Source organism: Alkanindiges illinoisensis DSM 15370, from assembly GCF_000619845.1.
Taxonomy (GTDB): domain Bacteria; phylum Pseudomonadota; class Gammaproteobacteria; order Pseudomonadales; family Moraxellaceae; genus Alkanindiges; species Alkanindiges illinoisensis.
Map to the genome: position 1 here is coordinate 211,343 of NZ_JHUX01000004.1, position 25,608 is coordinate 236,950.

General features: G+C 47.5%; 26 protein-coding genes and 2 tRNA genes. 11 read left to right on the forward strand and 17 right to left on the reverse strand.

Translation table 11 applies throughout. From position 1 onward, the window contains the following. Positions 1 to 48 precede the first annotated feature (48 nt). Together Q337_RS0109825 and Q337_RS0109830 are read left to right on the forward strand one after the other, a co-directional pair. The gene (locus Q337_RS0109825; protein WP_026471455.1) at positions 49 to 828 is read left to right on the forward strand and encodes a hydroxypyruvate isomerase family protein; all 780 of its coding nucleotides are present in this window, start codon (positions 49 to 51) and stop codon (positions 826 to 828) included. Positions 829 to 926: 98 nt separating this feature from the next. After that, a complete protein-coding gene (locus tag Q337_RS0109830; RefSeq protein ID WP_026471456.1) occupies positions 927 to 1,316 on the forward strand; it encodes a tautomerase family protein in 390 nt (129 codons plus the stop codon). A 65-nt stretch (positions 1,317 to 1,381) separates the two neighbouring features. Here the strand turns inward: Q337_RS0109830 and Q337_RS0109835 are convergent, their stop codons facing one another. The 4 genes from Q337_RS0109835 to Q337_RS0109855 form a co-directional block, all read right to left on the reverse strand. Further along, positions 1,382 to 2,041, reverse strand: coding sequence for a fumarylacetoacetate hydrolase family protein (locus tag Q337_RS0109835; protein WP_034279862.1), 660 nt, complete (start codon positions 2,039 to 2,041; stop codon positions 1,382 to 1,384). Between the two features lie 81 nt (positions 2,042 to 2,122). After that, complete coding sequence (locus Q337_RS0109840) at positions 2,123 to 2,419, reverse strand: ribosomal protein L7/L12 (RefSeq protein WP_051526768.1); 297 nt, start codon at positions 2,417 to 2,419, stop codon at positions 2,123 to 2,125. Then, positions 2,397 to 3,008 carry a hypothetical protein gene (locus tag Q337_RS18395; RefSeq protein ID WP_051526769.1) on the reverse strand — a complete coding sequence of 204 codons (612 nt, stop codon included), beginning with the start codon at positions 3,006 to 3,008 and terminating at the stop codon, positions 2,397 to 2,399. Before Q337_RS18395 ends, Q337_RS0109840 begins: the two co-directional genes overlap by 23 nt. A gap of 177 nt (positions 3,009 to 3,185) precedes the next feature. Continuing rightward, complete coding sequence (locus Q337_RS0109855; protein ID WP_026471459.1) at positions 3,186 to 4,673, reverse strand: SulP family inorganic anion transporter; 1,488 nt, start codon at positions 4,671 to 4,673, stop codon at positions 3,186 to 3,188. A gap of 317 nt (positions 4,674 to 4,990) precedes the next feature. On the opposite strand from Q337_RS0109855, the gene Q337_RS17370 reads away from it, so the two are divergent. Further along, on the forward strand, positions 4,991 to 6,340 hold the full coding sequence (locus Q337_RS17370) for an SRPBCC family protein (RefSeq protein ID WP_051526770.1): 1,350 nt from the start codon (positions 4,991 to 4,993) through the stop codon (positions 6,338 to 6,340). Between the two features lie 121 nt (positions 6,341 to 6,461). Here the strand turns inward: Q337_RS17370 and truB are convergent, their stop codons facing one another. Continuing rightward, a complete protein-coding gene (truB, locus tag Q337_RS0109865; RefSeq protein ID WP_026471460.1) occupies positions 6,462 to 7,367 on the reverse strand; it encodes a tRNA pseudouridine(55) synthase TruB in 906 nt (301 codons plus the stop codon). Positions 7,368 to 7,631: 264 nt separating this feature from the next. Here truB and Q337_RS0109870 point away from each other — a divergent pair, with 264 nt between their 5' ends. Continuing rightward, positions 7,632 to 8,111, forward strand: a complete 480-nt coding sequence (locus tag Q337_RS0109870; protein WP_026471461.1) for an Hsp20 family protein — start codon at positions 7,632 to 7,634, stop codon at positions 8,109 to 8,111. A 102-nt stretch (positions 8,112 to 8,213) separates the two neighbouring features. On the opposite strand, the gene Q337_RS17375 is transcribed toward Q337_RS0109870, so the two are convergent. The 8 genes from Q337_RS17375 to tpiA all read right to left on the reverse strand — a co-directional run bounded on the left by Q337_RS17375 (position 8,214) and on the right by tpiA (position 15,305). Continuing rightward, on the reverse strand, positions 8,214 to 8,639 hold the full coding sequence (locus Q337_RS17375; RefSeq protein ID WP_051526771.1) for a ribosome-binding factor A: 426 nt from the start codon (positions 8,637 to 8,639) through the stop codon (positions 8,214 to 8,216). Beyond that, complete coding sequence (gene infB / locus Q337_RS0109880; protein ID WP_026471462.1) at positions 8,639 to 11,392, reverse strand: translation initiation factor IF-2; 2,754 nt, start codon at positions 11,390 to 11,392, stop codon at positions 8,639 to 8,641. The genes Q337_RS17375 and infB overlap by 1 nt, the downstream gene beginning before the upstream one ends. A gap of 12 nt (positions 11,393 to 11,404) precedes the next feature. Further along, on the reverse strand, positions 11,405 to 12,889 hold the full coding sequence (gene nusA / locus Q337_RS0109885; RefSeq protein ID WP_026471463.1) for a transcription termination factor NusA: 1,485 nt from the start codon (positions 12,887 to 12,889) through the stop codon (positions 11,405 to 11,407). Positions 12,890 to 12,984: 95 nt separating this feature from the next. Beyond that, on the reverse strand, positions 12,985 to 13,539 hold the full coding sequence (rimP, locus tag Q337_RS0109890; RefSeq protein WP_026471464.1) for a ribosome maturation factor RimP: 555 nt from the start codon (positions 13,537 to 13,539) through the stop codon (positions 12,985 to 12,987). A gap of 266 nt (positions 13,540 to 13,805) precedes the next feature. Next, positions 13,806 to 13,882, reverse strand: a tRNA-Met gene (locus Q337_RS0109895). Between the two features lie 116 nt (positions 13,883 to 13,998). Further along, positions 13,999 to 14,083 (reverse strand) — tRNA-Leu (locus Q337_RS0109900). A 43-nt stretch (positions 14,084 to 14,126) separates the two neighbouring features. Continuing rightward, positions 14,127 to 14,486 (reverse strand): preprotein translocase subunit SecG, encoded by a 360-nt coding sequence (gene secG, locus Q337_RS17380; RefSeq protein ID WP_051526772.1) that lies wholly within the window; start codon positions 14,484 to 14,486, stop codon positions 14,127 to 14,129. A gap of 9 nt (positions 14,487 to 14,495) precedes the next feature. After that, the gene (gene tpiA / locus Q337_RS0109910) at positions 14,496 to 15,305 is read right to left on the reverse strand and encodes a triose-phosphate isomerase (protein ID WP_034280009.1); all 810 of its coding nucleotides are present in this window, start codon (positions 15,303 to 15,305) and stop codon (positions 14,496 to 14,498) included. Between the two features lie 82 nt (positions 15,306 to 15,387). On the opposite strand from tpiA, the gene Q337_RS0109915 reads away from it, so the two are divergent. The 6 genes from Q337_RS0109915 (at position 15,388) to coaE (ending at position 20,838) form a co-directional block, all read left to right on the forward strand. Next, positions 15,388 to 15,909, forward strand: a complete 522-nt coding sequence (locus Q337_RS0109915) for a hypothetical protein (RefSeq protein ID WP_156935768.1) — start codon at positions 15,388 to 15,390, stop codon at positions 15,907 to 15,909. Between the two features lie 112 nt (positions 15,910 to 16,021). Further along, positions 16,022 to 16,270, forward strand: coding sequence for a DUF1653 domain-containing protein (locus tag Q337_RS0109920; protein ID WP_026471467.1), 249 nt, complete (start codon positions 16,022 to 16,024; stop codon positions 16,268 to 16,270). Positions 16,271 to 16,370: 100 nt separating this feature from the next. Beyond that, positions 16,371 to 18,092, forward strand: coding sequence for a type IV-A pilus assembly ATPase PilB (pilB, locus tag Q337_RS0109925; RefSeq protein WP_026471468.1), 1,722 nt, complete (start codon positions 16,371 to 16,373; stop codon positions 18,090 to 18,092). Between the two features lie 23 nt (positions 18,093 to 18,115). Beyond that, positions 18,116 to 19,342: a type II secretion system F family protein gene (locus tag Q337_RS0109930; RefSeq protein WP_026471469.1), complete on the forward strand. Its 1,227-nt coding sequence runs from the start codon at positions 18,116 to 18,118 to the stop codon at positions 19,340 to 19,342. Next, the gene (locus tag Q337_RS0109935) at positions 19,342 to 20,214 is read left to right on the forward strand and encodes a prepilin peptidase (protein ID WP_026471470.1); all 873 of its coding nucleotides are present in this window, start codon (positions 19,342 to 19,344) and stop codon (positions 20,212 to 20,214) included. The genes Q337_RS0109930 and Q337_RS0109935 overlap by 1 nt, the downstream gene beginning before the upstream one ends. Positions 20,215 to 20,235: 21 nt before the next feature. After that, on the forward strand, positions 20,236 to 20,838 hold the full coding sequence (gene coaE / locus Q337_RS0109940; protein ID WP_026471471.1) for a dephospho-CoA kinase: 603 nt from the start codon (positions 20,236 to 20,238) through the stop codon (positions 20,836 to 20,838). 14 nt (positions 20,839 to 20,852) lie between these two features. Here coaE and Q337_RS17385 read toward each other — a convergent pair whose 3' ends face one another. From Q337_RS17385 to Q337_RS0109965, 4 genes are all read right to left on the reverse strand, one after another. Further along, a complete protein-coding gene (locus Q337_RS17385; RefSeq protein WP_051526773.1) occupies positions 20,853 to 21,743 on the reverse strand; it encodes a DMT family transporter in 891 nt (296 codons plus the stop codon). A gap of 2 nt (positions 21,744 to 21,745) precedes the next feature. After that, complete coding sequence (gene rlmB, locus Q337_RS0109950) at positions 21,746 to 22,495, reverse strand: 23S rRNA (guanosine(2251)-2'-O)-methyltransferase RlmB (RefSeq protein WP_026471472.1); 750 nt, start codon at positions 22,493 to 22,495, stop codon at positions 21,746 to 21,748. A gap of 209 nt (positions 22,496 to 22,704) precedes the next feature. After that, positions 22,705 to 23,031, reverse strand: coding sequence for a pyrimidine/purine nucleoside phosphorylase (gene ppnP / locus Q337_RS0109960; protein ID WP_026471473.1), 327 nt, complete (start codon positions 23,029 to 23,031; stop codon positions 22,705 to 22,707). Positions 23,032 to 23,181: 150 nt separating this feature from the next. After that, positions 23,182 to 23,619, reverse strand: a complete 438-nt coding sequence (locus Q337_RS0109965) for a secondary thiamine-phosphate synthase enzyme YjbQ (protein WP_026471474.1) — start codon at positions 23,617 to 23,619, stop codon at positions 23,182 to 23,184. Between the two features lie 249 nt (positions 23,620 to 23,868). Between Q337_RS0109965 and recN the strand changes: the two genes are divergently transcribed. Continuing rightward, positions 23,869 to 25,542, forward strand: coding sequence for a DNA repair protein RecN (gene recN / locus Q337_RS0109975; protein WP_026471475.1), 1,674 nt, complete (start codon positions 23,869 to 23,871; stop codon positions 25,540 to 25,542). The last annotated feature ends 66 nt before the right edge of the window (positions 25,543 to 25,608 follow it).

Here is a 25,608-nt window from a genome sequence, read left to right on the forward strand (position 1 = left end):
ATTGATTTTTAAAGATTCGTGTACAGGTTCCTGAACAGGTTTTAATCCATGCTGCATTTTTCTGCCAATTTATCCCTGCTGTTTACCGAAGTGCCCCTCATTGAGCGGTTTGCACTGGCCAAGCAGCACGGGTTTGATGCAGTGGAAATCCAGTTTCCCTATGAGCTGGCGATTGATGAACTAAACCAGCAATTGCAGCAGCATCAGCAGCAACTGGTGCTCATCAATGTACCCGCAGGTGACCTGATGCTAGGCGGTGACGGGCTAGCCTGTGTACCGGGCCGTGAGCACGAATTCCGGCAGGCGGTGTTTCAGGCTATTCGTTATGCCACGGCGCTGAATGTGCCTTGTGTGAATATTCTGGCTGGTCGCCAGTCGGTACATGCCGATTTGCTGCCCTGCCTAGAAACCATGGCCAAAAACCTGCGTTTTGCCTGCAATGAAATGAGTAAAGTGGGTATTACACCAGTTTTTGAAATTATTAATGGCATTGATATGCCGCGTTTTTTAATCCAGACCGTGGCGCAGGCACAGGAAATGCTGGAAGCGGTGAACCACCCAGCCCTTAAAATCCAGTTTGATTGCTATCATCTGGCCATGATGCATGAACCTATTCTGCAAAGCCTGCAGGAAAATATGTATCACATTGGGCATATCCAGTTTGCCGATTATCCCAACCGCCACGAACCGGGCACGGGTGAAATCAACTTTAGTGCCATTTTTGAGTTTATCCAGAACTCCAGTTATTTTGGCTATACCGGGGCTGAATATCGGCCATCTGGCGTTACTATCGACAGCCTGCACTGGTATAAACCCTTTGTGCAATAATCTATTTAAACGCTTATATTAAAAGAAAATTTAAGAAAAATATCCCAACAATTAATACTCAGCAATGATTAATAACGACAGAGAAAGTGAATAACCATATGGCCCAGATCAAGATTTATGCTTTGGCAAACACCATTACCCAACATCGGCAGGCGTTGTCTACAGCAATTCATACTGCACTGGTAAGTGCATTAAACTATCCGGTTGAAAAGAAATTTCAGCGCTTTATTGCTTTGGCACCCGAAGATTTTATTTTTCCGGCTGACCGCAGCGAGCAATATACTATCCTTGAAATTTCCATGTTTGAAGGCCGCAGTACTGCCAGTAAAAAAGCATTTATTCAGCAATTGTTTGCCAACATTGAGCAGCAATGCGGGATTGCACCGCAGGATATAGAAATTACCATTACTGAAACGCCACGGCACCACTGGGGCATTCGCGGGCAATGCGGCGATGAATTAAGCCTGAACTACAAAGTGGATGTATAACCTGCATAGTTGAATCAGCACAGCGCCTGGCTGATTCAACGAACGATCAGTATTAAACCACGCAATTAGGCCACAAAAGTTTGCCACGTTACGCCACCCAGCACCGTATGCAGGGTCATTTTAAGCTGATCGCCGGATGTTAATGCTGCCACACCGGCCGGTGTTCCGGTCATTACTACATCACCAGTTTCAAGGGTAAATACCTGACTGATATCCACCAGCAGATCCACCACGCCAAACAGCATGTCAGCAGTGTTGCCTTGCTGGCGCACCTCATCATTGACGCTCAGCTCAAAGGTGGTTTTGCCAAGGTCACACAGCATATCGGGTGCCAGCCACTGCCCCAGCACACAGGCACCATCAAATGCCTTGGCACGTTCCCAAGGCTGGCCTTTGGTCTTAAGCTGGTTTTGCAGGTCGCGCAGGGTTAAATCCAAACCTAATGTAACACCAGCAATGGCAGCCTGTGCCTGTTCAATAGTTGCATTTTTTAAAGGCTGGCCAATCCGGATAGACAACTCACATTCAAAATGACATTCCCCCAGCTCCTTGTTCCAGGTAATACCCTGCTCCAGCCCGGTCACACTGCTGGGCGGTTTTAAAAACAGCACTGGCGTTTCCGGCACCTCATTGCCCAATTCACGGGCATGTTCGGCATAATTACGCCCAACGCACACAATCTTGCTGGGTCGTTGGGAATTTGACAGGGTATTTAGCGGATTCATCACAGTGTCCTGCGGCTTAAAACAGTTTGAGTGTAGTCGGCTATGCGCCATATGAACAGGAAATTGCCAAAAAATTCATATTTAGAAAAACATCAGTGCCAGCATCAAGGCGACCAGCAACAAAACCAGTATACCCACTGTCATACTATAACGGCTTTTACTGGCCGTAATCCCGGCAGGTGTGGCTGCAACGGACTGTGGATGCTGCTGTTCATAGGCCTCAATCAATTCCTTGCTGTCTTTCAGGCCAAGGCCGGTTTGCTTGCGCACAATCTTGATGGCTTCAATCTTGCGGCCACGGCTTAGGGCCGCAATGGCCTGTGCTGGTAATTGTGTGCCATTGTCCGGTTGCTGGTTATCTGGCTGAAGTGTTGTCATACGATTTGCTCCCTGAGTGTTTTAATAACATCTGTTCAAATACAGCGGTAGTGGTGGTCTGCTCGACACTACGGCGCGGTATCATGCACATCATGCCGGATTCAAACACCAGCACATAACAAAGCTGGCCTTTGCGCAGGCTACTGACTTCAGACAACGCAAAATTTTGCTTGTCCTGCTTGTCGGCTATGCCATGATACAGCGTGACTTTACCCCCAGATTCATGACCTCCAGATTCATTGCTGGTAGTTTTCTGAGTTGAATGTGCATTGCTGGCATAAATATCAATACCCTGCACCACATGCGCAACCTGATGCTTGTGATACTGGCGCTTAAATAGCCAAGGCATCACACCATATTGCAGGGTTGCCTGTGATAAAAAGAAAAATGCACCCAGAATGACAAAATAACGGCCCTTGTCATCAAATCCTAGCCAAACACCCCATGCAATAATCAAGGCACAGGCCAAAGTCATCACCATGTGTATTTTGCCCTTACGCTGCCGGGTGGCCAAACGAAATCCATCCTGCGCTTCTGGCAAACTTAGGGTATAGCGCAGGGAAACAAGCGGACTTTCTGCTACAGACATAATTTTTTGACCATTTTTAACAACTGCATTTCAAATTCTGCCTCAAGCATGGCATAAACTTGGTGGAAGGCACTAATCATTTGATAATAAAACAAATAACCAAACGCATCACAGCAGTATTTTCTACTACTCTACGGCAACAGGCTTAACCCAGTCTTAATGCGGTTTAATGCCTCCCTAATGCAAAACCACATCATCCACCTTGCTGGTTTTGTGATGTTCACCAAAACGATCAACAATTGTGGCACTGGCCGCATTAAGGCCAATCACCTCAACCACGCTGCCCTGCTTGCGCAACTTGAACACCACTTTATCCAGTGCTGCTACGGCAGTGACATCCCAGAAGTGCGCCTGCTGCACATCAATAATAATACGGGGTACGTTTTCACTAAAATCAAAAGACTGGATAAACGCATGGCTTGAGGCAAAAAATACCTGTCCGGTCACGGTATAGGTGCGACACTGGGTCGTTTCATCCCATTGACTACTGACCGCCATAAAATGACCAATCTTGTTGGCAAAAAATACCGAGGCCAGCAACACGCCACAAAACACGCCCAGCGCCAGATTATGGGTTGCCACCACCACAGCGACAGTCACCAGCATGACAATATTGCTGGATAATGGATACTGGCGAATGCGGGTTACTGATTGCCAGTTAAAGGTGCTAATGGACACCATGATCATCACCGCCACCAGCGCCGCCATGGGAATCATCCTGATCCAGTCACTGAGAAAGACCACCATGATTAACAGCAATAAACCTGCCAGAAAAGTAGATAAGCGCGTGCGCCCACCGGATTTAACATTAATTACCGACTGGCCAATCATGGCACAACCAGCCATGCCACCCAGCAGGCCAGTGGCAATATTGGCAACGCCCTGCCCTTTGCATTCACGGTTTTTATCACTCGTGGTATCAGTCATGTCATCCACAATGGTAGCCGTCATTAGTGATTCCAGCAGGCCTACCGCGGCCAGCCCCAGCGCATACGGTAAAATAATTTGCAGGGTTTCCAGATTCAACGGCACTTGTGGCCACAAAAATATGGGCAATGTATCCGGCAATTCGCCCATGTCACCGACGGTACTGACCTGCCAGCCCATCAGCACTGTAAAGGCAGTAATGGCCAGAATACACACCAGTGGGGAGGGAATGATACGGCCAATTTTGGGAATGTAGGGAAACAGGTAAATGATGCCCAAGCCTGCAGCAGTTAAGGCATAAACATGCCAAGTAACATGAACCAGATGCGGCAATTGCGCCATAAAAATCAGGATAGCCAGCGCATTGACAAAGCCCACCACCACCGAGCGCGACACAAAACGCATCAGTGAACCCAGTTTCAGGAATCCTGCCAGCACCTGAATAGCACCAGTGAGCAAAGTGGCAGCCAGCAGGTATTGCAAGCCATGCTCCTTCACCAGTGTTACCATCAGTAGCGCCATTGCCCCGGTGGCTGCTGAAATCATCGCAGGGCGGCCACCAAAAAAAGAAATGACCACTGCCATGGAGAACGAGGCATATAAGCCAATTTTGGGATCAACCCCGGCAATAATGGAAAAAGCAATGGCTTCTGGAATCAGCGCCAGCGCCACCACCATACCGGACAGCACATCAGCACGAATATTGGAAAACCATTGCTGTTGAACGGAAGCAAACATATAAACACTCGGTAAATCTAGCACCTGAATACGCTGTCTAAACGCTGTGACCAATACTCTATAACCGGTATAGGCCAGTGAAGCAGATTCAGGCTATTAAAAAATAAGGACAAACCAGCAAAAGCCTGCTTCAGGCAGACAGTTAAAACTTTTGGTTTTTAGAATTCAGGGTGGCGTAGGCTGCCACAAAGGATGACAACGCATGCGTAACAAAGCAGTCAAACAAATATGAACGGATTTTAGCACAATTCTGCCGTTTTTCTGCACGATATTGCTCTAGAATAACAACCTATGGATCACGTTGATTAGGATATCACATGAGCACGATGATAAAAAAAGCCTCACCAGCGATTGGTTTAGGCATGCTGGTCAGTAGTATGACCTTTACCTGCACAGCTAGTCAGGCCGCCATTATTAACTGGCAGGACAATGTGCCTTCCGCCACAAAACCATTTGGCGGTAATGCGGCTCAGCTGGCCCGACTGGTAGACAATGACATCATGGTCTATAGCCATCCGGCCCAGGCATTAACCGTTCCCAGTAAAAAAGGCCTGCTGCGTTATAACAATGCCCGCTTTAGCTCTGCAGCCATCATTGTGCCTGCCAAGCCAGAACAGGTAAAACAACTCCTGGCCCAGTATTCCGGTTATGCGGGGCTGTTTCCCACCCTAACCAAAGCCACACTGCTTGAACAATCAGGCAACATCACGCAAATGAAATACCGCATTCATGTGCCTGTGCCCATTCCGGTACTCAGCTTTAATGAAGACGTGGTCATGCAGCATCAGGTGAGTGGCAACAGCATTCAAACCCTGATTGTGGATTCCCCCATCCAGTATGGCATGGGCAAGTTTGAATGGTTTCCGGTTGATAGCACCCACACGCTGGTGACCCTAACCCAGTGGGGTGATCTGGATAAACCCAAAGGCTTTCTGGTGAGCACCATCCTAAAAGCCATTCCCGAAGTCAAACAGGGTATTCCGCAAAGTGTGGATACGTTTGTACTGGAAACGCTCAAGCGCAAGTTTGCTCCAGATGGCAAGCTGCCAACCCAGGGGCCACGCCAGCTTCCATACAAAAAGCTGCAACAGGATGAAATCCAGCTGGTACAACAACTGAATGCCCGTTCTGGCAATCCGGTCATGTTCATTCACCGTCCGGTCAATATGCCTTACAGCAACCGCGCAGAGCCGCTGCAGTTTGTCAGCACCTATGCCACACTACGCGCACCTGCGGCCCGCAGTACGCAGGTATTGGGCTCACCTGCCAATTTTAAAAATATGTTTAGTCAGGTCAGCAAGGTTGAACTCAAACCCTTAGGCAAACAGATTACCGAAGCTGCAGTAACGGTTAAAGTAGGCCTTGGCGTAATAGCCATTCCATTCAAGATTAACCTGCGCTATTACAATGAGCCGCAAAACCGGCTGTATTATCAGGCCAACGGTGGCGATATTGAATACATGCAGGGGCAAATGCAGTTTAGCCCCCTTGCCAATCAGCAAACTTTTTTAAGCATGACCAGTGCTGGCAAGATTGGTGACAATGCCCCGTTTTTATTGAAAATTGGCAAATCACTGCCTTATTCAGACCTGTTACCCACAGTTGGTGGCGCGCCCGTATTCATTTATAAGGCCAATGAATACCTCAGTAAAAATCAGAGTTCCTAATCCTACGCTAAATTCCATTCCAATCTAGGTTTGGTGTGCAGTTGCACCGGCTAAAACAGTCACTTTTCTGTTTTAGCCTTTTTTTATACGCAATTTTCAACGCAATCTATTGAATAAAAAGTTAAAGATTGACCACCCGTTTTGGCTGTAACTGTCGCTCGTCATTCACTACGCCTAGCCCTAAAAAACGCTCATGCGCAAATACCAGCGCTTCACCCACTGGCATACTGTCAATCATCACTGCCTGTCCACGGCAAAAATAAAAATCCTCGCCATGATCCAACTGCACGCGTGGAAAATCACGAATGGATTCATACACGGGCAACAACAAGGCATCGCGCTGCTGCTCGGTCAGGCTTTCCAGATACTCAATAGTCATACTTTCATCCAGTTCAAAATGCCCGGTTTGCGTACGATGTAGCGTTTTCACGTAGGCACCCGAACCCAGTGCCTTGCCAATGTCTTCAGCTAGGGTACGAATATAGGTGCCCTTGCTACAACGCACTTTCAGGTCTATTGTATTTTCAGTAAACCCTTGTAATTCCAACTGATAAATCGTCACTGGCCGTGCTGGCCGCTCAATTTCAATACCAGCACGTGCCAGTTCATACAAGGGCCTGCCATCCTTTTTTAAGGCAGAATACATGGGCGGCACCTGCATAATATTGCCACGCAAACCTGATAATGCCTGCTCAATTAAAGCTTCTGACAAGGCGGGAATGGCAAACTCCTCAACCACCTCGCCCTCTGCATCGGCTGTAGTGGTGGTTGCACCCAGTTGAATGGTGGTTTGGTAGGTCTTGTCGGCATCCAGCAGGTAATGCGAAAACTTGGTGGCCTCACCCAGGCAAATTGGCAACAAGCCCGTGGCTAACGGGTCTAGCGCCCCAGTGTGGCCGCCTTTTTCTGCCCTAAAAATCCAGCGGACTTTTTGCAAGGCGGCATTGGAGCTAATACCCAGCGGTTTGTTGAGTAAAATAATTCCATTAACGGGTCGGCGCTGGATTTTCTGGCGAGGCTGATTCATGGATAAACAATTTTCAGGCAAAGATCAGCGCGCATTCTAGCAAAGTCAGCGCGTGCTTGCAGGGTTGCTGCCATGCAATTTCCCAGCATCAAAATTTTTAAATTTTTTTGATTTTTTGCCTTGAAAATTTGCCGGAAAAAACTATTTATCTCTTAGAAGTGAACCGCTCCACTTCAACATCAGGATGCTGCTTGGCGGGTCTTGATGGTGTATTGAACAACTGTGTTAATCTTACTTTGCTGATGAATTCAGGAGGTTTTTGTCATGACTACATTAAGCTTAAACCCTTTATTCCGTCGTAGTATCGGCTTTGATCGCCTTAACGATTTGTTTGAATATGCAATGCAAAGCGAAGCCCCTAATTATCCGCCATACAATATTGAAAAACATGGCGATAATGAATACCGCATTGTAGTGGCTACCGCGGGCTTTACCCAGAATGAACTGGACATCAATCTGGACAACAGCGTGTTGACTATTTCCGGTAAGCCCATGAGTAAAACACAGGATAATGACGTGGCATTCCTGCATAAAGGCATTGCGCAGCGCTCATTTAAATTGTCGTTACGGCTGGATGAGTACATTGAAGTGCAACAGGCTGCCTACGAAGATGGTTTGCTCAAGGTGGATTTACGTCGGGTGATCCCTGAAGAAAAATTGCCACGCAAGATTGCCATTCAGGGAAATCAGGGTAAACAGCAAACTTTGGAACATGCACCAACTGTATCAGACACAGAGCACTAATGCCTATGCATTAGGCTAAACGAAATGCAAACCTGCAAAATGCAAAAAAGCCACGGATTACCGTGGCTTTTTTATACAGATTTTAACAAGTAAAATAGCTGATTATTTGTCTGTATTATTTACTTCAGAACTGTCTGTGCTTTCATCAGTCGACTCATCGGGCCGTACTGCTTTGGCAATCAAATCCATCATGTAGTTGCCGTGCGCCGTCACATTGTCATAGTGAAAGCGCAAGCGTGGGGTAATCCGGGTCTTAATGCGACGGCCCAGTTCCTGACGTAAAAAGCCAGCAGCCCCATTTAGCACATCAAGGGTATCCTTATGTGCCTGTGCATTCTGGTCATTGCTAAGCTCACGTCCCATCACTGTCACATAGACATCGGCATAGCCCATATCCGGGCTTACCTTGATGCCGGATATAGTCACCAGACCGCCAAGACGCGGATCTTTTAACTCTGAGCGAATCAGGTCAGACAGCTCGCGCTGCACCTGATCACCCATGCGTTTTAGTCGTTGGCTACCCGCCATTAAAGACTCCGTGCAATTTGTTGAACGTCGTACACTTCAATCTTGTCCAGTTCCTGAATGTCGTTATAGCCTTTTACTGCCAGACCACATTCAATCCCTGCACGCACGTCGTTCACATCATCTTTGTGGCGACGCAGAGATTCCAGTTCACCCTGGAACACCACCACATCATTACGCAGTACGCGGATTGGCTTGTTACGATAAATCGTTCCTTCCATCACCATACAGCCTGCTGCTGCACCAAACTTGCTGGAACGGAATACCTGACGAACCTGCGCCACGCCCAGAATGGTTTCACGATGTTCTGGCGCTAGTTTGCCACTCATGGCAGCTTTAACGTCGTCAATCATCTCGTAAATTACGCTATAGTAACGTAAATCTACGCCATCCTGATCACACTTGATGCGCGCTGCACCATCGGCACGGACATTAAAGCCCAGCAACACGGCATCAGAAGATTCCGCCAGTGCCACATCAGACTCGGTAATTGCACCAACGCCGGAGCTAATGATGCGAACATGCACATCATCAATGGACAGGTCATTTAAGGCTGCACTAATGGCTTCCAGTGTACCGCGTACATCGGTTTTCAATACCAGGTTGACGGTTGGGACATCTTTCTTGCCCATTGACGCCATGATATTTTCCAGACGCATGGCGCTGGCACGTTCCAGACGGTTCTGACGCTCACGGGCACCACGGAAATCCGCCACTTCACGGGCTTTTTTCTCGTCACTAACCACCAGCACTTCATCACCGGCATTCGGTGCTTCCGGCAGACCCAGAATTTCCACCGGAATGGATGGGCCGGCTGTCTTGATTGGCTTGCCGTTTTCATCATTCATGGCACGCACACGGCCATACGATGCACCCGCCAGTACCAGATCACCCACATTCAGCGTACCTTTTTGTACCAGAATGGAAGTGACAGCACCACGGCCTTTATCCACACGGGCTTCAATCACTACACCCTGCGCTGCACCTTCATCAGATGCAGTCAGTTCCAGCAATTCAGCCTGAATGGAAATCAGGTCCAGCAGCTCATCAATACCCTGACCACTATGGGCAGATACCAGCGCTACCGGTACATCACCACCCCATTTTTCAGGCACGATCTGCTTGGCAGTCAGTTCATTCAGAACGCGATCCGGATCAGCACTTTCTTTGTCCATTTTGTTGATGGCAACAATGATTGGCGTTCCGGCAGCACGTGCATGGTCAATGGCTTCGGCAGTTTGTGGCATTACACCATCGTCCGCTGCAACCACCAGTACGACGATATCAGTGGCCTTGGCACCACGTGAACGCATGGCAGTAAATGCCGCGTGACCGGGGGTATCAAGGAACGTAATAATGCCTTTGTCAGTTTCCACATGGTAAGCACCAATGTGCTGGGTAATCCCGCCTGCTTCACCAGCCGCCACTTTGGAGCGACGGATATAGTCCAGCAGGGAAGTTTTACCGTGGTCAACGTGACCCATGATAGTGACAACTGGCGGACGGGTTTTTTCAGCACCACGCTCTTTGCGTGCTGCTTCCATCAGGTTGTCTTCCATGGCGGTATCGCTAACCAGCACAGGATTATGACCCATTTCCTCAACCACCAGGGATGCGGTAGATTGATCAATACTTTGATCCTGCGTGACCATCTCACCCATTTTCATCAGGGTTTTAATGACTTCGCGTACCTTCACAGCCATTTTTTGAGCCAGATCGGCAACCACAATGGTTTCACCAATCTGTACATCATAAATCTGTTTTTCAACCGGCTTTTCAAAACCATGCTTGTTCGGCTGGCTTGATTTTAGGCCACGCTTATTGGGCTGGAAGCTTTGTTCTTCCTGACCACGGCTCTTGCCACGTGTCTTGCCACCGCGCGGATTGGCAGTTGCCCCGCCACGCTTAATTTCACGGTTTTCTTTGTCAAATGACTCTTCATAAGCACGGCCAACCAGACCAGCAGCTAAAGGTGTATTGTCTTCAACCACCTTGATGCTAATGTCATCATTGGAGTACTTGGAAGCCATTTGACGCATTTGTTCAAGCGTACGCTTTTGCGCTTCTTCCGCTGCTGCACGACGTGCTGCTTCTTCGGCTGCTTTCAGGCGTGCCTCTTCAATCTCGCGAGCCTTTTTCTCTTCAGGCGTTTCCGACTTGCCACGAACTTCAGGCTTACGTGGCTCTGCCTTACGGCCTTCAGGTTTAGCAGGTGCTTTCGCAGGCGTATTGACAATAGCATCGCCATTGCGCTTTCTTACCACCACTTCAGTTTTGGCACTGCCACCAGCTTTCGTGCCTGGCTGATGTGCTGCGCGCATGGCATCCAGTGTGGCCTTTTGACGGGCATCAGCTTCTACACGCGACTGGGTTTCTGCTTTCTCACGCGCAATCATGTCCGCACGTGCCTTGTCAGCAGCTTCGGACTTGGCCTTGGCTTCTGCTGCCAGTGCTGCCGGATCAGGTTTTACAAACGTATGCTTTTTACGTACTTCAACATTAATGGTCTTGGCCTTGCCACTGGTACTGGCAACTTTGGCTGTACTGGTGGTTTTACGCTTTAAGGTAATATTACTGTTGGCAGGTGCCTGACCATGAGAACGTTTCAAATGTGCGACTAGTTGCTCTTGCTCTGATTCAGAAATAATGGCGTCAGCATTGCGGCCGGGCAAGCCAGCTTCTGTCAATTGCTCGAGCAGCTTCTCGACTGGACGCCCCACATTTTTTGCCAATTCTTTTACGGTTTTGTCCGTCATAATGCTCTACCCCTAATTAAACCATGATTCACGGGCTTTCATAATTAAATGACCAGCCCTTTGGGGATCCAGGCCTTCTATATCGGCAATATCATCTATTGCCTGATCGGCCAAATCATCTACTGTAACAACACCGCGTGCAGCCAGCGCAAATGCCAGCTCGCGGGTCATGCCTTCCATATTTAGCAGCTCTTCGCTTGGATCCTGAATGCTTTCCTGCTGCAACAGGGCATCAGCGATGGCCACTTCCTTGGCACGGCCTTGCAAAAGCTGTACCGTATCTTCATCCAGTTCAATCTCGTCAAAAGTCTCTGCCGGTACATAAGCCACTTCATCAATAGAAGTAAAGCCCATGTCCACCAGCGCTGTGGCAAGATCTTCATCCAGCTGCAAACGCTGAACAAACATATCAATATATTGCTGTGCTTCAGAAGCCTGACGCTCGCGATATTCATCTTCCAGCATCATGTCCAGCTTGTAGCCAGTCAGCTCGGAAGCAAGGCGGACATTCTGGCCCTGTGAACCAATGGCACGAGCCAGCTGGTCACTGGTAGCAAAAATGATGTCTGCGCTTCTGGCGTCTTCATCCAGCACAATACTGGACACATCAGCGGGTTCAAGCGCACTGGCAATATACTGTGCCGGATCATCAGACCACACCACCACATCAATACGCTCGCCATTTAATTCCTGCTGTACAGCCTGAATACGGGTTCCGCGCATGCCGATACACGCACCCACCGGATCAATACGGTGATCGTTGGTCTTAACAGCAATCTTGGCTCGCACACCGGGCTGACGAGCAGCAGTCTTGACCTCAATAATTTCTTCACTAATTTCCGGCACTTCTTTACGCATTAGCGCAATCAGCATTTCCGGACGTGCACGTGACAGCAACAACTGGGCACCACGGCCTTCGCGATTTACATTATATAAAATGGCATTGATACGCTGCTTGGGACGCAACAATTCTTTTGGCAGCATTTCCTCACGGGCCAGGTAGCCTTCGGCATTGTCACCCAGATCAATGATAAAGCCATCTTTGGTTTGCTTTTTCACTTCACCATAAATCAGCTCACCAACACGCGATGCATACTGATCCGCCACCATGGCACGTTCGGCTTCACGGATTTTCTGGACAATCACCTGCTTGGCAATCTGTGCAGCAATGCGGCCAAAGTCAATGGACTGAACCTGCTGTTCACGAATGTCACCGATTTTCCATTCATTCTGGTCCAGATCGCTAATCGCATCCTGACACGCTGGCATTTCGTGATCTTCATCTGCTACCACTTCCCACTGGCGGAAAGTTTCGTAATCACCAGTTTTACGGTCAATGGCAACACGCAATTGCGCTTCTTCGTCCACTGTACCTTCATAAAATTTCTTTTTGGTTGCCGCCACCAGCGCTTGTTCCAGCGCCTGAAAAATTGCTTCGCGGGGTACACCCTTTTCATTACTAACCGTTTCAACAACGGTAAGAATTTCGCGACTCATGATGTCACCTTCTAATCAATTAAACCTGTTATAAATCAGTTTGCTTTATGCTCATCCTAAAGGCGGCTTACGTCATTCACATGAATTGTGGCTGATTAATCCTCATACACCAGATTGGCTTTATCAATATTGTCGCCATCAATGGTTAAGCGCTGGCCTTCAACTTCCACCACAATCTGCTGTTCATTAAGCTCTAGCAGGGTAGCTGTCATTTTGCGACGGTTGGCAACAGCAGAAATTAAGCGCAGTGCAATTTTCTGCCCTACATATGCCTGCATTTGCGTGAGACTAAAGAACGGACGATCCCAGCCCGGTGAAGACACTTCAAGCGCATATTCACCAGAAATCGGATCATGCACGTCCAGCACACCACTAACCTGATGGGTAACCTGTACGCAGTCCTGAACACCAATACCGCGGCCAGCATCCTCATCTGTTTCATCAGCATTGGAAGCAGACGCATCCGTACTAACAACCAGCTGATCAGCGGCTGTAGTGTCGTCCTGATTTTCCGGCTTATCAATATAAATACGTAACAGCGAGCGTTTACCCTGTGGCAGGAATTCAATGCCCCATAGCTCAACACCACAGGCGGCTACAGCAGGAGCTATCAGGTCATACAAGGCTTGAGTTTTTGCAGAAAACTTCATTTATCTTCTTTAAAACAGATAGTTGGGAACTTGATGGGTCATCAGAAGTTGATGCAAGCGCACCTGCGCCACACCTGAGTTTAGGAAATTTTCAGGGCGCGGCAGCAATTGATGTTTCGCTTATCCATCACCATTAGGCTACATGACAAATAAAAAATGGGCGATATCGCCCACTTTATCAATACCTATAAACCTGATTGTTTAATACCCAAACATATTTATAGTACTGAACAAAAAGGCTCAACCATGTGAGCCTTTTCTAAATATGGTAGCGGGAGCTGGATTTGAACCAACGACCTTCGGGTTATGAGCCCGACGAGCTACCAGACTGCTCCATCCCGCATCAACAGGCAGGTATTATATACCAGCCTTCGCTTTTGTCAATGGTTAATTTCAACTAACCATCGCAAGCGCACACCTTACTGTTGCCCATATATTGATTTAAATCAATCAAATACATGGTACGAGGGAAGAGACTCGAACTCTCACGCCGTTAGGCACTACCACCTCAAGGTAGCGTGTCTACCAATTCCACCACCCCCGCAACAAGGCAGCCATTCTATGCGACCTCTTAAAAAAAAGGAAGCTTAATTTGTAGGGGTTTGCGACCCTGCTGCATTAATTGATGAACTTTCAACCACCGGCTTGGCAGAATCAGTCGGCAGTGTTGGTGCTGGCGCAGTCTGGCTTCCTGGTAGCTCATATAAGCGTGACACATTATGTTTGGCAAAAATGGCCAGTGCTATGCTGGTAACAAAGAAGATAGCCACCAGTACGCCGGTTGCCCGGGTTAAAAAATTGGCACCACCAGAGGCACCAAATACTGTAGCTGCCCCACCGCCACCAAATGATGCGCCTGCTTCAGCACCTTTACCCTGCTGAATCAGGATCAGGCCGATCATGGCCAGTGCAACCAGAATATGAACCACCAGTACAAGCGTTTCCACTGCGTTCTCCTACCCGGCCTTGCGGTCTTGGCTAAAAGCCCGGGCAATTTTAATAAATGAATCGGCATCCAGCGATGCACCACCAACCAGTGCCCCATTAATGTTAGCACAGGCGGCCAAAGATGCGGCATTATCAGGCTTTACACTGCCGCCGTAAAGTATGGGCAGATCAACAAGTGATGAATGATAGTTTTTTAGGCCTGCACGGATGGCCGCATGCATACTTTCGGCATCTTGCGGGCTAGCGGTTTTACCCGTGCCAATTGCCCATACCGGTTCATAAGCCACCATCAGATTTTGCTGCCAGTGCTGCAAGGCAATGCAATCAAAAACCTCATCAAGCTGATGAAGCACCACTTGCTCAGCGTGTCCAGCTTCACGCTCGGTCAGGGTTTCACCCACGCAAAAAACCACCTTTAACCCGGCACTGATTGCTGCTTGTAATTTTTCCCGCAAAACAGTGGCATCTTCGCCATATAGACTGCGGCGTTCTGAATGGCCAATTAAGGTCATATTTATACCAGCATTTGCCAGCAACTGTGCCGATACATCACCTGTATAGGCGCCCGTACCAGCAAAGCGGGAAACATCCTGAGCGATCACCTGAATAGGACTGTTAGCCTGCTGCGTTTGCTGCTGAACCATTAAAAGATGCAATAGGGTCGGCGCAACAGCCAGATTCACGTTGAGTAGCTCTGTGCCAGAAGCCAAATGTTCTGCAATGTGCTCAATTAATTGTTGGGTTAATTGTTGTTGTGCCACTGAGGTCTCTGGATTCATTTTCCAGTTTCCAATCACCCATGGCATAATAGCGGGCATAGCCTTGCTGCTCAGCATAGACAAGATTAATCCAATTTAGTAAAACTACGCGCATTCTAACTTAAAACCATAGATTATTTTAATGATGCCACAATTTATATCTTCAAATTTAAGCGACAACCTTGGCAAAGTAATGAACAAAATCTCTTCCAGAACATTAACGATAGTTTCCGAAGCTCAATTGAGCTTTGTTTCTCTTTTGACAGCTATATCTTTTTTATTATTCACTAGTCTGTTATCAACCAGTCTGCTAGCTGAAACAGTACAGCGCTGGCAGGATAGTTCAGGCCAATGGCACTTTGGCGATCATGCGGCCGCCAAAGGTCATGCCAGTAAATCCGTCCTTATTAAAATGCCCATTTCTGTGGTTAAAAATGATCAGGCTATTAATATTAACGATCTGAATTCTACAAAGGTTAAAGCCAAAAAGACACGTAAAAAATCTTCTGTATTGTCACAAACGGCCCGACAGAATGATCATTGTAATGAACTACGCCAGCAGCTTTATAATCCGACATTAAAATCCAAAAAGAGCCAGCGCATGCAAACTCTTACAGCGCGTTATGAACATGAATGCATTGCCGGGCATTATTATGGCAGTTAAATCTTAATTATTACCTGTGTTTTGCGTTAAAATATCCCAAATCAATGCATACATATTCATTGAAATTTAAAGGCTAGACCCTCATATGTTCTCTGAAAACACTTCAACTCAAATGCTTATTCCAGCAGGGATTTACCGGCACTATAAAGGTCATCGCTATCAGGTATTGGGCTGTGCCCGACATAGTGAAACTGAAGAATGGCTAGTAGTATACCGCTGTTTATATGGTGAATTTTCTTTATGGGTTAGACCACTGGCCATGTTCACCGAACAGGTCAGCCTGCCAAACGCTGAGTCTGTGCCACGCTTTGCTCTGGAAATTGCTACTGAGTTCACAGGTGTGGATTTAAACAAGCTTTAACAGTCGATTGTACTGATGGAGTGCCTGAGTTATAGTGTTTAATTATCAGGGATGGTCAACGTAATATATATGACAGCATATCTGTTAAGGTGGGATGTTCATGGCTGCTGAACAAACAGCGACGATATCATTTGGTGGTCTGGCACGACGCCTGGTTAATGACGGTGTTGTTACGGCTGCCAATATGCAGCGCGCAATTAGCGAATCACAACGTGATAAAACCACGCTGGTTACTGCATTAGTGTCTAATATTGGCGTTTCAGCAAGCCAGATTGCCAATATTATTGCCCAAGAATTTGGCGACCCGCTATTTGATCTTGATGCGCTGGACAATGACGCTATCCCACGCGATATTGTTGAAGAAAAAATCATTCGTCAGTTTTCTGCGCTACCCATTTTCAAGCGCGGCAATCGCCTGTCTGTGGCAATGAGTGACCCGACCCGGGTTGAAGCCATTGATGCCATCCGCTTTAACAGCAAGCTTACTGTTGATACAGTTGTGGTTGAAGAAGACAAACTTCAACGCATGATTGAAAAGTTATATGCCGGAGCCAGTAATTTTGCCAACTTTGGCGATGATGGCATGGACTTTGACTTGGAAACCGATTCAATTGACGGACAAAATGCTAAAGACGATGATGATGGACCTGTTGCTGACGAAGCCCCGATCGTTAAGTTTGTCAATAAGCTGCTGATTGATGCCATTCGTATGGGTGCTTCCGACTTACATTTTGAGCCCTATGAAAAAACTTACCGGGTACGTTACCGGGTTGACGGCGTCATGCGTGAAGTGGCCAAACCACCGGTGCAAATTGCTACCCGGCTAGCAGCACGCCTAAAAGTGATGTCACAAATGGACATTTCAGAGAAACGGGTTCCGCAGGATGGCCGGATTAAGCTTAAGATTTCCAAAACCAAGGCCATTGATTTCCGGGTAAATTCGCTGCCTACCCTGTTTGGTGAAAAGCTGGTGCTGCGTATTCTGGATCCTTCAAGTGCCATGCTAGGGATTGACGCACTGGGTTATGAGCCTGAGCAAAAAGCCCTGTTTATGGATGCACTGGACAAGCCTCAAGGTATGTTACTGATTACGGGTCCTACCGGTTCTGGTAAAACGGTATCGCTGTATACTGGCTTAAACATCCTTAATACCGTTGAAAATAATATTTCAACTGCAGAAGATCCGGTCGAAATTAACCTTGAAGGCATTAATCAGGTTAATGTGAACCCTAAAGTAGGCCTTACCTTTGCCAGTGCCTTAAAATCATTTTTGCGTCAGGATCCCGATATCATCATGGTAGGGGAAATCCGTGATCTGGAAACCGCAGAAATTGCCATTAAGGCGGCACAAACCGGTCACATGGTACTGTCCACCCTGCATACCAACAGTGCGCCAGAAACCCTGACCCGTCTGCGCAATATGGGTGTTCCGTCCTTTAATATTGCAACCTCGGTAAATCTGGTTATTGCCCAGCGCCTTGCACGCCGTTTGTGCAATAATTGCAAAAAATCGGTTGATATTCCAGCGCAAAGTCTCAAGGAAATGGGGTTTACCGATGAGGATATTGCGACAGGATTTACAGTCTACCAGCCTATGGGCTGTAGCGAATGTCGCGATGGGTATAAAGGACGTGTGGGGATTTATGAAGTCATGAAAGTTACCCCGGAAATTGCCCGCATTATTATGGAAGATGGCAATGCCATTGAAATTGCTGATGCATCACAGCGTGCTGGCTTTGCCAACTTACGCCGTTCAGGCCTAAGAAAAGTGATGCAGGGAATGACCAGCCTGCAAGAAATTAACCGTGTCACCAGCGAATAAGATTACTAGGGACGATAATAATCATGGCAACTAAAAAAGCCGAATTGACGCCTAATTTTGTTTATGAAGGTGTAGACCGTCGTGGACAAAAAGTTAAAGGAGAAATTCCTAGTAAAAATATGGCATTGGCTAAGGTTACCCTGCGCAAGCAAGGCATTACAGTGGCTAAAATTTATCAAAAGAAAAAGGATCTATTAGCTTTTTTAAGTAAAAAGAAAGTCAAAACCCTTGATATCACCATTTTTACCCGGCAATTGGCTACCATGATGAAAGCAGGGGTACCTCTGGTTCAATCCTTTGAAATTGTGGCAGAAGGCTTGGAAAATCCAGCTATGCGAGAAGTAGTGCTGGGCATCAAAGCAGAAGTGGAAGGCGGTAATAGTTTTGCTGGCGCTTTACGTAAATATCCACAATACTTTGATGATTTATTTTGTTCGCTGGTCGGTTCGGGTGAGCAATCAGGTGCTTTGGAAACCATGCTGGACCGTGTTGCAATTTATAAGGAAAAAAGTGAATTATTAAAACAAAAAATCAAGAAAGCACTTAAATACCCTATTACGGTTATTATTGTGGCTGTAGTCGTAACTATTATTTTGATGGTCAAGGTAGTGCCTGTATTTCAGGACTTATTTGCTGGTTTTGGCGCAGACTTACCAGCTTTTACCCAGATGGTTGTTAACATGTCCAAATGGATGCAATCCTATTGGTATATTTTAATTATTGTAATTGGTGCATCAATTGGGGCTTTTATAGAAGCTAAAAAACGTAGCAAGGCATTTCGTGATTTTCTGGACCGTGCTGCTTTAAAAGCACCTATTTTTGGTGATCTGGTTTATAAAGCCATTATTGCCCGTTATAGCCGCACCTTAGCAACAACCTTTGCTGCGGGTGTACCCCTAATTGATGCACTGGAATCTACTGCAGGCGCTACCAATAATGTGATTTATTATGATGCAGTCATGCGTATACGTGAAGACGTGTCCACAGGTCAGCAGCTTCAGTTTGCCATGCGTAGCACTGATCGCTTTCCTTCCATGGCTGTGCAAATGGTGGCTATTGGTGAAGAATCTGGCGCGCTGGATGCCATGCTAGAAAAGGTAGCCACTCACTTTGAAAATGAAGTGGACAATGCAGTAGATGGCTTGACCAGTATGATGGAACCACTAATTATGGCAATTTTAGGTGTTCTGGTTGGTGGCTTGGTCATTGCCATGTACCTACCAATTTTCCAGATGGGTTCGGTAATTTAATGCAAGACATTCTTCAGCTTTTATCCACAACCCCATGGTTACTTACTACTCTCATTGCCCTCTTGGGATTGTGTATTGGCAGTTTTTTAAATGTGGTCATTTACCGCCTGCCGAAAATGATGGAACAGGAATGGCGCTATGAATGCGCCATTTTATTAAATGATAGCCCAGCCAGTACCACACCAATTGAGTCACCTGTACTAACTCTAAGCAAGCCTGCTTCAACCTGCCCGCATTGCCAGCACAAAATTCGCTGGTATGAAAATATTCCATTATTAAGCTGGATAGTACTTCGCGGTAAATGCTCAAACTGCCAAGCACCAATCAGTATTCGCTATCCTTTGGTGGAATTACTCACCATGTTAGCTTCTATTGCTGTCGTGCTCACTTTTGGCCCTAGCCTAAAAATGCTGACAGCGCTGGTTTTAACCTGGGTACTTATTGCATTAACCGGCATTGATTTTGATACCCAGTTGTTGCCCGATAGCCTCACGCTGCCGTTGGCAGGCTTAGGCTTACTGATCAATACCCAGAGCTTATTTGTTTCTCCTGCCCAGTCGATTTGGGGCTATATCATTGGCTTTATGGCGCTTTGGCTGGTTTATATTGTGTTTAAGCTGGTGACAGGCAAGGAAGGCATGGGTTATGGCGATTTCAAACTATTAGCGGCATTAGGCGCTTGGTTGGGTCCATTAATGCTGCCCTTGATTATCCTGCTTTCTTCACTGGTAGGCGCCATCATTGGTATTGTTTTACTTAAAATCCGTAAGGAAAATCAACCATTTGCCTTTGGTCCTTATCTGGCCATTGCAGGCTGGATTGCCTTAATCTGGGGCAACCAGTTAATGACTATTTATCTGGGCAATGGCTAAAGTAAGGAAATTCAATCCACTATGGCTCTGATTATTGGATTAACAGGCGGCATTGGTAGCGGTAAAACGGCAGCCAGTGACTGGTTTGCCCAGCAAGGGATTACTGTGGTGGATGCCGATATCGTGGCTCGTGAGATTGTTGCACCGGATGAACCAGCCCTTAACGATATTTGCCAAGCTTTTGGCAACTGGGTATTACAGCCGAATGGTTCGCTGGATCGTGCGGCATTGCGTCAGCATATTTTTAGTCATCCTGAAGCACGTACAATGTTAGAACAAATTACCCATCCACGCATTCGCCAGCGAATCATTTCCCAACTGCAATACGCCACTTCACCTTATGCAATGCTGGTCTCACCTTTGCTGATTGAAAGCCGGCAACATGAACTGGTAAACCGGGTTTTACTCGTGGATGTGCCAGAACATCTGCAATTGTCACGCGCTAGTCTGCGTGACAGCCAGTCATCCGAGGCCATTGCCAAAATCATGCAGGTACAAATGCCGCGCCTGCAACGGCAAACACATGCTGATGATATTGTGGTTAATGATGGTGACTTAGCCCATTTATATCGCCAGTTGATTCCATTGCATCAGCAGTATATGGCACTGTCTAACACTATTTAATCCATGTCGTTGTGTTAACCCTGACGCAATAGCCGCCATGGTTGTAATGCGCCAATTCCCATTCCTAGCAGTCCCACACCAATCGCAAGATTCAAAGGTTCATTTAACAAGGGAACTGCAGCCAGTGCGGCCAGAAATGGAGCTAAGGCCAGCAGACTACCAGTTTTAAAAGCGCCTAGCCGCTCTACCGCACCAATATAAGTGAGCATCGCAATAATGACCACAAATACACCATGGAATACGCCCTGCTCTAACATCACCATGTGGCTAGCCTGCGCCAGTTTTTTGGGTAAAAAAAGTGCATACACCGGTAAATAAACGATTGCTGTCCAGATAGCTACACCAGCCATGGCCTGCCACGGCGGTAACATCCAGCGCTTTAGAAACACCGTATAAATACCCCAAAGCGCGGCGCCCAGCACAAAAAACGCATCACCTATGGATAGATAGAACTGTCCCTCATATTGCATGACAGCCATCATGCCGCCAAGTCCTGCCGCCATAAATAATAGGCTAATCCAGGTGTTTCTGCCAAAAGGCTCCTTGAGTACAATCCAGGCACTAATGGCAGTGGCCAGGGGCAGGAAACCATTAAGCCAGATTGCTGCATGGGCAGCGGGTGCATAGCTAAATCCGGAATAGACCGCACAGGAATAGCCAATACCGCCCAGTAATGCTAACCATAAAATCCGTTTATCCAGCAGGAATTTCAGCTCACGGCGCCACAATTGAATCGGCATTAACACTATAAAAGCCGTGGCAAATCGTAAAGCCGTAATATCCCAGGCAGTTAAATCCTGCTTGGCACCCAGTCGTGACATCAGGGTAAAGCTGCCCCAGATCAGCATGGTGATCAGTAACAGCAAATAGCCTTTTTTTATATCTGGTGACACAGTCTGGTTCATGCTTATAAGTCCTGTCCACGCTGCCGGCAGGCCTCATATAACACCATGCCGGTTGCCACGCTAACATTCAGGCTTTGCAGTTGACCAGACATTGGAATATAGGCCATTTGATCACATTGTGCCTGGGTCAGGCGGCGCAAACCCGTATCTTCAGCGCCCATTACTATAGCAATAGCACCCTTGAAATTACACTCGTCAACCGGCTTGGCCTGCTCATCCAGCAATGTGCCAATAACCTGCACGCCTTGCTCGCGAATGCTGGCTAGGGTGCGGGCCAGATTGGTTACCTGAATAAAGGCAATTTTTTCTGCGCCCCCGGCAGCAACCTTACGCGCAACTGGCGTTAGCCCTGCCGCACGGTCTTTTGGTACCACCACTGCATGCACGCCCATCGCGGCTGCAGTACGGATACAGGCACCCAGATTATGTGGATCAGTAATTTGATCAAGCACCAGCAAAAAGACATTCGCTTCACGCTGGATCAGTTGCTCCAAGTCTTGCTCATTCAGGCTGGGCGCTGCACGTACGGCGGCCACAATGCCCTGATGCTGGGGTGACCCGGCAAGTTTGGCCAGTGTGTCGCGGCTGGCACGCTGCACACTAATACCATGTGGTACAGCTTGCGCCAGCACTTGCGTCAGGCGTGCATCATCACGGCCCTGCAAGATAAACAGGCTTAAAATACTTTCCGGCTGGATTTGCAATAAGGCTTCCACACTATGCAAGCCAAAGTGATATTCAGGTTTAGCCATAATTTTCAGCGCACATGAGAACGGCGATACGTTCTTGAGTTAGGGAAATAAAATTTGAGGGAGTTAAAAATGAAAAATCCTGTAGCGCCATGCCCTACAGGATCGACAGTTCAGCCAGCGGATTGAAGGCAGCAATAAAATCCTTTGAAGATGGAATTTTATTGCAAATAAAGCAAATACCTAAAAACGCAGGATGCACATGTGCGCCATTAGCCTTCCAGATGACACACGTAATCCAGAGGTTCCTGGGTTTCAATAAAGAAACGGCTGCTGCCCGGTACATAAAACGACTGGCCGGCACGGTAAAGTTCGCTTTCAGCCTGATCCGCAATTTTGACCCGGCATTCACCGGAAATAATTTCCATGCGCTCAGGGACATGGGTTTCAAACACCAGCGGCTTTTCGGTTGGTAAAATGACACCAACTGTTTTTTTACTGCCATCATCAAACTGGACGGTATGGCTAATGCACTTTCCATCAAAATAGATGTTGGCTTTTTTAATAACCGTCACTTGATCAAATTGTGCTGGATTCATCATGTCACTCCGCAAAAGACCGCTGTAGTTTAGCGCAAGCACAAGTCGCCTCGCTAGAGCCTTTGGCAAAATATTCTGCAACTTAAGTCCTATACCAAGCTGTTATAAAGGCAAGCTAAATACAATTTGATTTTTAAGTAAAAAAACGCTTTATTCGCTTTTTGCCTGCCCTTGAAGAGTGGCTACAATCTGACGTGAGCCTGCCTGATCCCGATGTTCACCCAGATAAATGCCCTGCCAGGTTCCCATCCTCAGGCGGCCCTGACGAATAGGAATGGTGAGCTCACAACCAAGCAGGCTAGTTTTAAAATGCGCAGGCAAGTCATCCGGCCCTTCATCGTTATGGCGGTAGTCAGATTCACCTTCCGGCACCAGCCGGTTAAAAAAGCTTTCAAAATCCAGCCGCACATCCGGATCGGCATTTTCATTAATGCTTAAACTTGCCGAGGTATGCTGAATCCACAAATGCAGCAGCCCCAGCTCAAACTGCGCCAGCTCTGGCAATTGCTGCACAATTTCATGGGTAACCAAATGAAAGCCGCGTGGCCGAGCCTTGAGACTAATTTCCTTTTGTTGCCATTGCATCATAAACTGATTGTCCTATGAATATGTTGCCCTATAAATCGTAAGCAAATTTCAAACTAAGCGTGGATTAAACCAGCCTGCTCATGGGTCACTGAACGCTTGTGTTTCTTTAAGGATGCTTTTACCAGTAAAACTGCAAAAACCCGTTTAAATGGCTTTTCTCGCTTTGGCAAGCTGTGTACTATCAGCATGATTCGTCACCTTATTGACCAGCTATTAATTCAAGCATATTTCATGAAATAAAGGGTTTGAATGCTCACCAATTTAACATTACAAAACTTTGCGCTGGCCGAACAGCTATCACTTGATTTAGCAAGTGGTTTCAATGTGTTAACCGGTGAAACAGGTGCCGGAAAATCGTTATTGCTGGACGCTTTATCGGTTTGTCTGGGCGAGCGTACCGATGTGGCGCATGTGCGTTTTGGCACAGACAAAGCTGATGTCACCGCCAGCTTTGACTATAAAAAAAATGACCCGATTGATGCATGGCTGAGTGAGCGCGAGCTGAATGACAATGCAGATCTGGATGGTGAACATGCTGAAATTCATTTACGCCGGGTCATTTTAAACAATGGCCGTAGCAAGGCATGGATTAATGGCCGCCCATCCAGCCTGACTGAACTCAAGGAAGCCGGACGTCTGCTGGTACAACTGTATAGTCAGCATAGCCAGCAACAACTGCTGGAACCTCCCTATCCCAAAAACTGGCTGGATCGCTACACTGGCTTGCAGGCTCAGGCCCATGACGTGCGGCAGGCTTATCATCACTGGCAGCATTTACGTAAGGAACAGCAATCGGCACTGGCAGCAGCAGCCAGTCGGCAATCCCGCATGATTGAACTGGAAGCCCAACTGGAAGAAATTCTGCCACTGGCTACATTGAATTATACGGATCTCGAGCAGGAATATGACCGCTTAAGCCATTTTGAAAGCATGATGCAGGATTGTGCGGCGCTGCTGGATGGGCTGGATGAACAGGACAATAATGTCATGCAGCAACTGGCGGTGTTTAGCCGCCGCGCTGAAAGTCAGGCCAGCCGTTCAGCCCAGCTTGGCGAAGTGAGTGAACGACTGATTAATGCACAAAGCGAACTGACCGATGCCGTGGCCCTGTTGCGCCAGTTTGTTGATCAGCAAAATTTTGACCCGGAGCGCATGACCGAGCTGAATGAACATCTGGAAGTGTTTCATCGGCTGGCTCGCAAATACCGGGTGACGCCGGAAGAATTAAATGGTTTATCTGAAACCTGGCAAACCGAGCTGAATCGCCTGAATTTACTGGATGATCCGGAAGCGCTGGCCGCACAGGTTGAGCAATCGCATCAGCAATTCCTCAGTCTGGCGCAGGCGCTAGATCAGGCCCGACGCGCAGCAGCAACCCCACTGGCAGAAAACCTGACCCGTCAGGTACGCCCGCTTGCGTTGCCGGAAGCCTACTTTGAATTTGGTTTTGAAACACTGGATCAGCCCAATGCTGATGGCCTGTCACACATTCAACTGTATTTTACTGCCAATAAGGGCATTCCTGCGCAAGCACTGGCCAAAGTGGCATCGGGTGGTGAATTGTCGCGTATTGCGCTGGTGATGCAGGTCATGAATGCTGAAAAAACCGAAGCGGATGTATTGGTATTTGATGAAGTAGACGTAGGTATTAGCGGTGGTACGGCTGAAATTGTAGGCCGCCTGCTGCGTGATCTGGGCAAGCATGTACAAATCCTGTGTATTACCCATCAGCCGCAGGTGGCCGCACAGGCTGACCAGCACCTGCTGGTGGAAAAACAGCAAACCAAGCAGGCTTCCAGCATTATTTATGCGCTAGAAGACGAACAGCGAATTGTTGAGCTGGCCCGGATGTCCGGTGGTGTTGAAATTACTGAAACCACGTTGCAACACGCCCGTCACCTGCTGAACCTGAAATACTCCTGATCAGCAGGCCAGTTTTGCTATAAGTGTTGCTAAAGCCTAGAAGACTGTGTGGTCATTGGAAGCTTT

What these genes read in the sequence shown, in the direction of transcription:
- Q337_RS0109870 (WP_026471461.1), top strand. Translation starts at nt 7,632, where the DNA reads ATGACTACATTAAGCTTAAACCCTTTATTCCGTCGTAGTATCGGCTTT.
- Q337_RS17385 (WP_051526773.1), bottom strand. Translation starts at nt 21,743, where the DNA reads ATGAACCAGACTGTGTCACCAGATATAAAAAAAGGCTATTTGCTGTTA.
- truB (WP_026471460.1), bottom strand. Translation starts at nt 7,367, where the DNA reads ATGAATCAGCCTCGCCAGAAAATCCAGCGCCGACCCGTTAATGGAATT.
- Q337_RS17370 (WP_051526770.1), top strand. Translation starts at nt 4,991, where the DNA reads ATGAGCACGATGATAAAAAAAGCCTCACCAGCGATTGGTTTAGGCATG.
- pilB (WP_026471468.1), top strand. Translation starts at nt 16,371, where the DNA reads ATGGCTGCTGAACAAACAGCGACGATATCATTTGGTGGTCTGGCACGA.
- Q337_RS0109835 (WP_034279862.1), bottom strand. Translation starts at nt 2,041, where the DNA reads ATGAATCCGCTAAATACCCTGTCAAATTCCCAACGACCCAGCAAGATT.
- recN (WP_026471475.1), top strand. Translation starts at nt 23,869, where the DNA reads ATGCTCACCAATTTAACATTACAAAACTTTGCGCTGGCCGAACAGCTA.
- infB (WP_026471462.1), bottom strand. Translation starts at nt 11,392, where the DNA reads ATGACGGACAAAACCGTAAAAGAATTGGCAAAAAATGTGGGGCGTCCA.
- nusA (WP_026471463.1), bottom strand. Translation starts at nt 12,889, where the DNA reads ATGAGTCGCGAAATTCTTACCGTTGTTGAAACGGTTAGTAATGAAAAG.
- Q337_RS17375 (WP_051526771.1), bottom strand. Translation starts at nt 8,639, where the DNA reads ATGGCGGGTAGCCAACGACTAAAACGCATGGGTGATCAGGTGCAGCGC.
- Q337_RS0109825 (WP_026471455.1), top strand. Translation starts at nt 49, where the DNA reads ATGCTGCATTTTTCTGCCAATTTATCCCTGCTGTTTACCGAAGTGCCC.
- Q337_RS0109830 (WP_026471456.1), top strand. Translation starts at nt 927, where the DNA reads ATGGCCCAGATCAAGATTTATGCTTTGGCAAACACCATTACCCAACAT.
- Q337_RS0109935 (WP_026471470.1), top strand. Translation starts at nt 19,342, where the DNA reads ATGCAAGACATTCTTCAGCTTTTATCCACAACCCCATGGTTACTTACT.
- Q337_RS0109855 (WP_026471459.1), bottom strand. Translation starts at nt 4,673, where the DNA reads ATGTTTGCTTCCGTTCAACAGCAATGGTTTTCCAATATTCGTGCTGAT.
- rlmB (WP_026471472.1), bottom strand. Translation starts at nt 22,495, where the DNA reads ATGGCTAAACCTGAATATCACTTTGGCTTGCATAGTGTGGAAGCCTTA.
- Q337_RS0109920 (WP_026471467.1), top strand. Translation starts at nt 16,022, where the DNA reads ATGCTTATTCCAGCAGGGATTTACCGGCACTATAAAGGTCATCGCTAT.
- tpiA (WP_034280009.1), bottom strand. Translation starts at nt 15,305, where the DNA reads ATGCCCGCTATTATGCCATGGGTGATTGGAAACTGGAAAATGAATCCA.
- Q337_RS0109915 (WP_156935768.1), top strand. Translation starts at nt 15,388, where the DNA reads ATGATGCCACAATTTATATCTTCAAATTTAAGCGACAACCTTGGCAAA.
- Q337_RS0109840 (WP_051526768.1), bottom strand. Translation starts at nt 2,419, where the DNA reads ATGACAACACTTCAGCCAGATAACCAGCAACCGGACAATGGCACACAA.
- Q337_RS0109930 (WP_026471469.1), top strand. Translation starts at nt 18,116, where the DNA reads ATGGCAACTAAAAAAGCCGAATTGACGCCTAATTTTGTTTATGAAGGT.
- coaE (WP_026471471.1), top strand. Translation starts at nt 20,236, where the DNA reads ATGGCTCTGATTATTGGATTAACAGGCGGCATTGGTAGCGGTAAAACG.
- Q337_RS18395 (WP_051526769.1), bottom strand. Translation starts at nt 3,008, where the DNA reads ATGTCTGTAGCAGAAAGTCCGCTTGTTTCCCTGCGCTATACCCTAAGT.
- Q337_RS0109965 (WP_026471474.1), bottom strand. Translation starts at nt 23,619, where the DNA reads ATGATGCAATGGCAACAAAAGGAAATTAGTCTCAAGGCTCGGCCACGC.
- rimP (WP_026471464.1), bottom strand. Translation starts at nt 13,539, where the DNA reads ATGAAGTTTTCTGCAAAAACTCAAGCCTTGTATGACCTGATAGCTCCT.
- ppnP (WP_026471473.1), bottom strand. Translation starts at nt 23,031, where the DNA reads ATGAATCCAGCACAATTTGATCAAGTGACGGTTATTAAAAAAGCCAAC.